The sequence below is a fragment of the Nostoc cf. edaphicum LEGE 07299 genome (assembly GCF_015207245.1).
Lineage (GTDB): Bacteria > Cyanobacteriota > Cyanobacteriia > Cyanobacteriales > Nostocaceae > Nostoc > Nostoc edaphicum_B.
Map to the genome: position 1 here is coordinate 1 of NZ_JADEXF010000046.1, position 10,076 is coordinate 10,076.

Consider the following 10,076-nt stretch of genomic DNA (forward strand, 5'->3'; position numbering starts at 1 on the left):
TGGTAAAGCAACCAAAGAGCTATCTGAGCAAGTCGTTTCTTTAGTTCAACAGCAAGTTAAGGAAGCCACTTCACAGGTTCAAAAGCCAGCTAAGGAAACTGCGCCACAAGTTCAACCCCAAGCTAAGGAAGCTGCACCACAGGTTCAAAAGCCAGCTAAGGAAGCTGCGCCACAAGTTCAACCCCAAGCTAAGGAAACTGCGCCACAAGTTCAACCCCAAGCTAAGGAAACTGCGCCACAAGTTCAACCCCAAGCTAAGGAAGCTGCACCACAGGTTCAACTGCAAGCTAAGGAAATCGCGTCATACATTCAAGATCGAGCTGCGGAAGTCACAAAATTAATTCAAGAACGCTGTTTGTGGCAGTTTCACTCTCGTGCATGGGATCGGGAAGAAAACATCAATGGTGTTCTCAATATGGCCGCCCAAATCTTGACTGGAGAAAAGGTGGTTCTAGAAACCTTGATCGACAGGGGTTTTTATGCAGATGCGAAGATCCTTTCGGCTGACCTGGAAATTAGGTTTTCATGGTTAAATAGCATGGAAAACTCGCAAAAGAAGGCAGTACTGGAATATGTTAAGGCAATGCTGATCGATATTGTAATAACCAAGTCGAAGAATGGTGAATTACATTATTCGCTTTATTAAAGCAATTAGATCGGTAATTCAAACCTCTGGGTGACGCTCTATGATTTGCGATCGCTCTTAGCGTCCCCTTCTCCCATTCATGAGTTAAAGGAGAAGACCAGACTGCCGACGCTCCTACGTCGCTACCGCTACGCTAACACTAAACGAACGGCGTTGTTGAATTGGAGTATGAATTAGAGTCAAGTCATCCTGTTAGTGTTTGTGCAGAAATTTTCTTACAGAGTAGAGACTTACAGAGTAGAGAGCGATGCCTGCGGCAAGCTAACGCTAACGCTGCGACGGGCTACACCAAAAGCATTCCCAAGAAGTGTAGTGTCCGCATACCGTCTGACTACAGAAGCATCTCATCTAGCTTTCAAGATTTTCAAGAAATTCAATTCTACTTTTCTTCTGTAATCGATGCTATCAGTAGCTTGCTTTTTGGTTGGATGCAGCGTTAGCTCATCGCAGACTTCGCTCCACTTTCTTAAGCTCAACATGACACTTCATATCTTCGTTCAGCAACGCCAAACAAAATCACGCAATTTTTTACCACATAGGAGTCAAGAGAATGTCTTTAGTCGTAAAACAGAAAGAACGCAAGGGAATCATCAATCCTATATTTACCTGTCAGCCTGCTGGGGCTGAATATGCTTCCATCGGAATCAAAGATTGTATTCCCCTGGTGCATGGAGGACAGGGGTGTAGTATGTTCGTTCGCCTCCTGTTTGCCCAGCATTTGAAGGAAAATTTCGACATTGCTTCTTCTTCACTCCATGAAAATAGCGCTGTTCTTGGAGGACAGCCACGCATTGAGGAAGGCGTAAAGACCTTAGTAGCACGATATCCCGATTTACGGATTATCCCAATTATTACGACTTGTTCAACCGAGACAATTGGGGACGATATCGAAGGAACCATTAACAAGCTCAACGCCCAGTTAAAGAAAGACTATCCCGATCGCAAGGTTATCCTTGTTCCTGTACATACTCCCAGTTACAAAGGCTCTCAAGTCACTGGCTATAATGTCGGCGTACACGCAATTATTTCTAGCCTAGCAAAAAAAGGCCAACCAACTGGCAAGTTGAACATCATCACTGGGTGGCTTAACCCTGGAGATGTCACTGAAGTTAAGCGCATCTTAAAAGAGATGGATGTTCCAAGAAACATTTTACTGGATACAGAAACCTTCGATGCGCCCACAATGCCCGATAAGACAAGTTTTGCTTTTGGGAATACCACCATTGAAGAAATTGCTGATTCTGCTAATGCGTTGGGAACTATTGCCTTATGTAAATATGAAGGAGGTAGTGCAGCCGAATTCTTAGAAGAGAAGTTCAAAGTTCCGGCAATTCTTGGCCCAACACCAATTGGGATCAAAAATACCGACATTTGGCTGCAAAACATCAGTAAATTAACTGGTAAACCAATACCAGAATCTTTAGTCAGAGAACGGGGTAAAGCTATTGATGCGATCGCAGACCTCGCACACATGTTCTTCGCCAACAAGAAGGTAGCTATTTACGGAGATCCCGATTTAGTAATTGGTCTAGCAGAGTTCTGCTTAGAAGTTGAGTTAGAGCCAGTGTTGATGTTGTTGGGAGACGACAACAAAGCCTGCACCAAAGACCCAAGAATTGCCCAGTTGGAGAAGCAAGCAGCTTGTGATATCGAAGTCATTTGGAATGCAGACCTCTGGGAATTGGAGCGCCGCATTACAGATAAATCCCTCGAAATCGACTTGATTCTAGGTCATTCCAAGGGTCGGTATATTTCTATCGACAACAAAATTCCGATGGTTCGGGTAGGATTTCCTAGCTTTGACCGTGCAGGTCTGTGGAAATATCCTGTGATTGGCTACAAAGGAGCAGAATGGCTAGCAGATAACATTGCTAACGCCATGTTTGCAGATATGGAAAACAAGCACGATCGCGAGTGGATCTTAAACGTCTGGTAGATTGAATTTTCAACGCAAAGGAACGCAGAGTAAAACGCAGAGGAGCGCAGAGTTTGAGTGCTGGAGCCTCTATTCAAAACTTTGCGTTCCTTTGCGCCAACTTCAGCGCGACGGCAGTCGCTACAACGGGGGGAACCCCCGCAACGCGCTGCCTCCCCTCTGCGTTTAAAAAAGATGAAATATTTGGAGAACTATGATGATAGATGAGAATGTCGTATTTTACGGAAACTTGAGCGAACTGTATCGCTTGGCAAAAGAGGGTAAGATTAAGACCAGTTTACAAGGTAGTCATACCCGCCCCTGTAAATTTTGGACTGCAACGAAGATTTTAAGTGGGATTAAAAATGCGATCGTCATTTCTCACGGGCCGAGTGGCTGTGCTTATGGAGTCAAGCGGGCATACAAGCTGACTAATAGCCGCAATAGTGGTTCCCCTTATGAGCCAGTGGTGACTACGAACATGAGTGAGAAGGCGGTAATTTTTGGTGGCGAAAAAGAATTAAAAGGCGCGATTCGAGAAGTAGATGAAAAATACCATCCTGATGCGATCGTTGTTGCCACTAGTTGTGCGTCTGGTATTATTGGCGACTGTGTTGATGACGTAGTGAATAAAGCCCGCAGCGAAATCGATGCTGAGATCATGACGATACATTGTGAAGGATTCGCCGGGGAGTATCGCAGTGGATTTGATATCGTATTTCGGCAAATCGTAGACTTTATGGAGCCGCCAACTCCAGAGCGGAAAGCACAACTAGCCGATGCTGTCAATATTGTGGGCGCAAAGATGGGCCCTGAAAGGACAGAAGTCGAAACTGATGTCAAAGAATTGGTGCGATTGATAGAAGCAATGGGGGCAAGAGTTCACAGCGTCATCGCAGGTGATTGTACATTAGAAGAACTCAAGCAAGCACCGAGTGCAGCAGTCAACTGTACTTTATGTTTGGATCTTGGCTATACCATCGGCAAAGCGATGTCAGACAAGTTTGGTACGCCGTTAAATTCTACTATCCTTCCTTATGGAATCAGCGCTACAGAAAAATGGCTCGAAGGGGCAGCAAAATATTTAGGGATGGAAGAACAGGCGGCTGCCCTAATGGAAAAGGAATATGCTGCAATCAAGACTGAATTTGAAGCAGCTAAGAGTTATATAGAAGGGAAGTTAGCGATTATCGAAGGACATGATGCTATCAAGTGCTTATCCCTTGCTCACATGTTGGATCGTGATTTTGGGATGCGTGTAGTAATCTATAACTTCCATCCCTGGAGTACAGAAGCACGAGAAACCAGTGTAGATTATTTGTTGGAAACGGGGTTAGACCCAGAAATCCTGATTACGAAAGGGACACTGGCCTTTGGCAAGTACGAGTCCATGAAACAAACGGAAGATGAATTACTGGATTTCATTGGTGGTCTTGATGCAGAATCGGTAGTTTATTTTGGTTCTTCCTTGAGTTTCCCCCATATTCCCGTAGTCGATTTAAATGCTATCTTAAATCGTCCCAGATTTGGCTATCGCGGAGCCTTAAAGGTCGCAAGGTGTATTAAAACAGCACTCCAATATGGCTTTAGACCTCGGAGTGCTTTAACCAAGCAAATGGTATTCCCTAAAAATTCCGGGTTAGCATCTACTCAATCACTAAGCGGAAAATTAGCTCAAGACATGCCTGACTGTACCGTATATGCAGCAGGAAAGAAGCGGGGAAAATGTTTTAACGAGTAATAAATCAAATGTGACTTTGCTGAATAATAAGTATAGATTTGTCGGGCTACGCTCCGCGAACGCTAACACGCAGAAATTGTAGAAATTGTAGGTTGGGTAGAACGAAGTGAAACCCAACAAACTCTTCGGAAATGTTGGGTTCTGTTCTTCAACCTACGTAGGCTGATTCGGTGGTATTCGATATGAGCAAAGCTTAAGCTAAAAATGTCAAGGCGGAAGCTCTTACAGCTTGCGCGAAACACGGAAACGTCAAAGCGGAAGCTCTTACAGCTTGCGCGAAACACGGAAACGTTAAGGCAGAAGCTGTTACAGGGAAGACGGAAGCTCTTACAGCCTGCGCGAAACACGGAAACGTCAAAGCGGAAGCTCTTACAAGGAAGACAAAAGCCGTTACAGGCTGCACAAAACATGGAAACGTCAAGGCAGAAGTCGCTACAGGTTGCGTAAAACGCGTTTACCAGAGTCAAACCTTAGAAAAACAGGAGGAAAAAATGTCTGCTGGATTAACTTTTGATAATTGTAACCATAGTAAAGACCCAGTTGTTGGTTGTGCCCTTGAAGGTATTGCAACTACGGTTGCTGGGATTAAAGATGTCAGTATTGTAATTCAATCTCCACAGGGTTGCGCGTCCACTGTCGCAGCTGGGTATGATGCTCATGAGGTTGATTTCACCAAGCGGAAAGTAGGTTGTACCCGCCTTTTTGAGTCAGATATTGTGATGGGAGCGTCTGAGAAACTTAAGGGGATGATTAAAGAGGCGGATCAATCTTTTGATTCTAAGGTGATGTTTGTCGTTGGGACTTGCGCGGCAGACATCATTGGTGAAGATATTGCGGGATTGTGCAACCAACTTCAGCCAGATATCAAAGCCAAACTCGTTCCTTTAATGGCTGGTGGGTTTCGGGGCAATGCTTACGATGGCTTGGAGATGGGTTTAGAGGCTTTACTTCCTTTTATCAAAAAAAGGCAGACCAAGAGAAAGGGCAGAAAGCCGAGGATTGTAAATATCATTGCGCCACAGGCAAATCTTAATCCTACTTGGTGGGCTGATTTGCAATGGGTAAAGCAGATTTTAAAATCTTTGAGGATCAGAGTGCAGACTGTCTTCTCTCATCATACCTCATTTGAAGAACTAGAGTTAGCTGGTGAGGCAACAGCCAATATTGTTCTCAGTCATGATGTTGGGTATAAGTTTGCTCGGAAAATGCAAGAGACTCACAATATCCCCCTCATTCTTGATGATATACCTTTACCAGTGGGTGTAAATAACACTACTCGATGGTTGAAGGCATTAGCGGCACATTTTAAGATCGAAGAAAAAGTCGAACCGCTAATTAAACAAGGCGAAGAAATGGTTGTAGATACACTTCGCAAACGAGCATTGATGATTATTCCCCGATATCGTAATTGTAGAATTGCCGTATCTGCGGATGGGACGCTTGGTATTGGACTGGTCAGAATGCTCTTTGAAGAATTAGAGATGATTCCTGAAGTCTTATTATTTCGCTCGGCGATGCCTGATTCTCGTTTAATTCTGGAGCGAGAACTAGATAGTCTTGGTCTTGCTCCCCGCGTAGCTTTTTCGGCAGATGGATATCAAGTTAAACAGACCTTACAAGAGTTGGATGTTGATGCTGTGATTGGCTCGGCATGGGAAAAATACATGGCAGAGGAACTAGGAATCAAAATTGCTTTTGACGTATTTAGCCCCACTAACAGAGAAACTTATGTTGACAAGCCATATTTTGGCTATGAAGGCATGATCAATATGATGGAGGTAATTGCTAACGATTGGGATAGAGCTTTTCGTTCCAAAGAGATTCATTGGACATAGAAAGGTATTGTGTTAAGAATGTTTTGATATCTTGATGCAGAGTTATCAAAAAGTATTGTGCTACACGTCTGGAGTAACGGCGATCGCTACAACGATGAGTAACTGCCGTTACAAAGCGTTAGCGATTCATCTCCCTTTAGGAGACGCTTGCTAGGTGGCAAAGCATTTGAATTTAACTGTACTAATATCTCCACCGCAACAGAATTCACTTGGAGTCAATTGTATTGATTCGTGTATTAGGAGAGCTATAGATGTTTTTTCGCCAATTATTCGACCGCGAATCTTGTACTTATACTTACTTAATTGCTGACCTCAATACACAAGAAGCAGTTCTGGTCGATCCAGTTTTGGAACAATTTGAACGTGACTACCATCTTCTTCAGGAGCTGGGCTTCATACTCCGGTATTGTCTGGAAACCCATATCCACGCAGACCACATCACAGGAACTTCAAAACTGCGGGAATTGACTCTTTGCCTGGGGGTACTGCCAGAAAATGCTCAGGCAAGCTGCGCTAATCAGTTTATTCGAGATGGAGAAATGTTACACATAGGAAGCATAACCATTGAGGCGATCGCCACACCAGGTCACACTGATAGCCATATGGCTTACCTAGTCAATGGCGTTAGCGAAACGGCTCCAAAGGAGCTTTACGTTCTCACAGGAGATGCTTTATTCATTCGAGGTTGTGGGCGGACAGATTTTCAAAGCGGTGATGCAGGAATTTTATATGACTCGGTGACACAACGGCTATTTACATTACCAGATCAAACCTTTGTATATCCTGGTCACGATTATCAAGGTCATATAGTATCTACAATTGGGGAAGAAAGGCGATGGAATCCGCGATTTGTAAAATGCGAATCTCGTGAGCCTGCGGCAGGATTATGCCCAACACAGATGCTCCGCGATCGCGCTAGCTTCATTGAGCTTATGACCAACTTGGATCTACCGAAACCCAAAAAAATGATGGAAGCCGTTCCTGCTAACAAACGTTGCGGTAACGTAGGTTCCCTTGATTAAACTGTCGGCGTTGCTGAATCAAAATATGAATCATGCGTAGGCGTAGCCCGTCGTAGACATCGCCGCAGTTGTTGAACAATTGCATCATAACTGAATGGCACTAAGAAAAGCTGAAATAATTGCCTGGCAAGCAGGGTAAGCTCATCTAATTTGGTATAGTATGAACTTGACAAAAAGAACAAGATAAGCATCAGAGAGCAGATAAAAAATGTACTTGACATCGCAGCAAGATAAGTGAGATGAGGGCAATAAGCTCACCCTAACAAAACTTTAAGGGAGATTTAGGTTATCTAGGAGAAGATTTAATTGATACTCCAATTAAGAAACCAAGAAATAGAGAGTTAACAACTAACCAAAAAAAATCAAATAAGGAGTTTTCATCCAAACGAGTATTTGTTGAACATCGAATCCGCTCAGTAAAAATTTTTCGAGTTGTTCATACTTTTTAGGTTGAATCCTAAAAAGTATGAACAAGTTGTCTTGACAATTTGTGGATTAGTAAGATTACGAATTGAAGCGCTAATATTACCAATGGAAATGTATCCTATGCCTTCAGGCTAAAATTAATGCATATAATTACATATTTTTGCCTTGTTATTATCAGTAAGTATCTCAAATCCTTATGTTATCGTATTGACTGGCTAGTTTTTGATGCTTGCATTTCCGTCTTATAAACTAGCCACAGCAAAGCTTTGATAGTTTTCGGAGATGTCTATTGTTCGTTAACGCAGCGAGTTTCTTTGTTTGTGCTGTAGTATTTGCGATCGCAGTTCCACGTTCACGCCATCAAGAGTTTAAGCATGAGAAGATCGATCCAATTGCCGGAATTCGGTTCATTCTCCAGCAGCGTCAACTAAGATCGCTCACCCTCAGCGGCATGGTACTCAATTTTGTGCTGCTGCCATTTCTCGGTCTCTTGCTTCCAGTGTTAGCCATCCAGAAATTTGCCAATCCTGCCCTACTGGGTCTTTGTTTAGCTGGATTGGGTATGGCAGCAACTCTGGGTGCTTTATCCTACGCAAGGTGACAAAACGATTTTCTCGTTCAGCCATTTATTACAGCGGTTTACTTCTCACTGCGATCGCCATTCTGCTGTGCGCCATCGTCGAAACTCCAACTGGGCTGATTCTAGCGGTTAGTTTTGGTGGTTTGCTATTAGGCGCAGGAAATCCTCTAGAACAGACGATTTTGCAAGAAGTGACACCCAGTCGAATAGCTGGACAGGTTTTTACATCACACAGCGCGATCGCTTTTAGCGCAGGAATTTTCGGGTTACCGATTGCGGGTGTAATCGCAGAATTAACCAGCGTCGAGTGGGTATTGAGCCTGAATGGGAGTTTGTTGGCGATCATAGCGGCGATCGGCTGGTACTTCATGCCACTATTGGATTGTATACGAGCTACAGGACACAACCGAAGATCATCTTGATGCACTCAACAGGTGCTGAAAAGTAAAACACATGTAGTCATTCTCATGAAGCCCTGCTCGAACAAGGTTTACAAGCGTGCCATTGGGCTATTCGCCTGCCTTCTATTTGCGTCTTAACCCTTTCTTTTTGCCCCCCCGCAAGGTAGTAGGGTTGCCCAAGCGATGGGGAGCATTTTTGCAGTGATTGGTACTCCTGCCCGCTCGCCTAAACCTCGTGGAAAGTCTCCAGGCTGGAAACCAGGAAAACCACGACAACGTAGAATTCGCTATCCGATAGTCAAAAAAACTACAAATAAGCCCCGCAAAGAGCAACCAAAATCTGCTTAGGGTTGTAGATTTTCATGTCTGAAGCCTGTTTCTTTTCAACTCAGCTTTGCTGGGTCGTTTTTTGTTGTTTAGTCTAAACTCCAGTACCGAGGCACTATGCAGCTTTTATTTGACATTGGCAACCTCTTTTTAGAGCAGGAAACAAAGGTTAAGCATTAATATTAGTTATCCCAATGTTTCCTTCACTGACACAGACATTTTAAATAATGATGAAAAGGTTTGTAGAGTGGTGTGTTGAGTTTTCTTCTTGGTGGAATATCCGCCAAAGTAGAAAGTCTCTTTTGTTTATCGTTATGCTTACCTTGAGTGCGATCGCTACGATAATGTTGTCGTTCCCCTTGAACGCTCAAATTAATCTGCCGTCAACGCCAAAATCTGAGTTAAGGGGAGTGTGGTTAACAAATATTGATAGTGATGTGTTATTTGAGCGCGATCGCCTCAAAGGATCTTTGCAACGCCTTGATGAACTCAATTTTAACACGATATATCCGGCGGTTTGGAATTGGGGGTATACATTGTATCCTAGCAAAGTTGCCCAAAAAGTTATCGGGCGATCGCTCGATCCTACACCCGGACTCAAAGGGCGAGATATCCTCAAAGAAATTGTCGATGTGGGACATCAAAAAGGATTAACAGTGATTCCCTGGTTTGAATTTGGCTTCATGGCGCCAGCGGATTCTCTATTAGCTAAAAATCGTCCCCAATGGCTCACCAGTCGCAGTAATGGGACTCGGATTGTCAAAGAAGGGACACATAATCGCGTTTGGCTAAATCCCTTTCGCCCAGAAGTACAACAGTTTATCCAAGATTTAATCGTTGAAATTGTTAGAAACTACAATATTGATGGTATTCAATTTGATGACCATTTTGGCTTACCATCAGAATTAGGATACGATGCCTATACAGTGGCACTTTACAAAAAAGAACATCGTGGGAAAGCTCCCTCCAAAAACTTTAAAGATCCAGAATGGGTGCGTTGGAGAGCTAAGAAAATCACGGAGTTTATGAAACGGGTATTTACGGCCATTAAAGCCACTAAAAAAAATTGCCTGGTTTCCGTTGCTCCTAATCCTCAACGTTTTTCCTACGATTTCTTTTTAGCAGACTGGCAGAAGTGGGAACGGATGGGAATTATTGAAGACTTAGTTTTGCAGATATATCG

General features: G+C 43.6%; 10 protein-coding genes. All 10 read left to right on the forward strand.

Features of this window, described 5'->3' with window-relative positions; translation table 11 throughout:
• Positions 1 to 646: V-containing nitrogenase subunit delta (gene vnfG / locus IQ229_RS23660; RefSeq protein ID WP_228013032.1), on the forward strand; the 646-nt coding region annotated here is incomplete at its 5' end.
• A 550-nt stretch (positions 647 to 1,196) separates the two neighbouring features.
• Positions 1,197 to 2,582, forward strand: a complete 1,386-nt coding sequence (gene vnfK, locus IQ229_RS02410) for a V-containing nitrogenase subunit beta (RefSeq protein WP_194040947.1) — start codon at positions 1,197 to 1,199, stop codon at positions 2,580 to 2,582.
• Between the two features lie 193 nt (positions 2,583 to 2,775).
• Positions 2,776 to 4,302 (forward strand): nitrogenase component 1, encoded by a 1,527-nt coding sequence (locus IQ229_RS02415; RefSeq protein WP_194040949.1) that lies wholly within the window; start codon positions 2,776 to 2,778, stop codon positions 4,300 to 4,302.
• Between the two features lie 491 nt (positions 4,303 to 4,793).
• Entirely contained in the window at positions 4,794 to 6,137 is a 1,344-nt protein-coding gene (locus tag IQ229_RS02420; RefSeq protein WP_194040951.1) for a nitrogenase component 1, read from the forward strand.
• 251 nt (positions 6,138 to 6,388) lie between these two features.
• Positions 6,389 to 7,159: an MBL fold metallo-hydrolase gene (locus IQ229_RS02425; RefSeq protein WP_194040953.1), complete on the forward strand. Its 771-nt coding sequence runs from the start codon at positions 6,389 to 6,391 to the stop codon at positions 7,157 to 7,159.
• 317 nt (positions 7,160 to 7,476) lie between these two features.
• Positions 7,477 to 7,608 (forward strand): transposase family protein, encoded by a 132-nt coding sequence (locus IQ229_RS23665; protein ID WP_322743926.1) that lies wholly within the window; start codon positions 7,477 to 7,479, stop codon positions 7,606 to 7,608.
• A gap of 266 nt (positions 7,609 to 7,874) precedes the next feature.
• Positions 7,875 to 8,186: a hypothetical protein gene (locus IQ229_RS02435; RefSeq protein WP_194040955.1), complete on the forward strand. Its 312-nt coding sequence runs from the start codon at positions 7,875 to 7,877 to the stop codon at positions 8,184 to 8,186.
• Positions 8,129 to 8,587: an MFS transporter gene (locus IQ229_RS02440; RefSeq protein ID WP_194040957.1), complete on the forward strand. Its 459-nt coding sequence runs from the start codon at positions 8,129 to 8,131 to the stop codon at positions 8,585 to 8,587. The genes IQ229_RS02435 and IQ229_RS02440 overlap by 58 nt, the downstream gene beginning before the upstream one ends.
• A gap of 162 nt (positions 8,588 to 8,749) precedes the next feature.
• The gene (locus tag IQ229_RS02445) at positions 8,750 to 8,914 is read left to right on the forward strand and encodes a hypothetical protein (RefSeq protein WP_228013034.1); all 165 of its coding nucleotides are present in this window, start codon (positions 8,750 to 8,752) and stop codon (positions 8,912 to 8,914) included.
• Positions 8,915 to 9,123: 209 nt separating this feature from the next.
• Positions 9,124 to 10,076 (forward strand): glycoside hydrolase family 10 protein (locus IQ229_RS02450; protein WP_194040959.1); only part of this gene is annotated, 953 nt, incomplete at its 3' end.

Coding starts and splice junctions, on each gene's coding strand:
- IQ229_RS02420 (WP_194040951.1), top strand. CDS start 4,794: ATGTCTGCTGGATTAACTTTTGATAATTGTAACCATAGTAAAGACCCA.
- IQ229_RS02445 (WP_228013034.1), top strand. CDS start 8,750: ATGGGGAGCATTTTTGCAGTGATTGGTACTCCTGCCCGCTCGCCTAAA.
- IQ229_RS02425 (WP_194040953.1), top strand. CDS start 6,389: ATGTTTTTTCGCCAATTATTCGACCGCGAATCTTGTACTTATACTTAC.
- IQ229_RS02415 (WP_194040949.1), top strand. CDS start 2,776: ATGATGATAGATGAGAATGTCGTATTTTACGGAAACTTGAGCGAACTG.
- vnfK (WP_194040947.1), top strand. CDS start 1,197: ATGTCTTTAGTCGTAAAACAGAAAGAACGCAAGGGAATCATCAATCCT.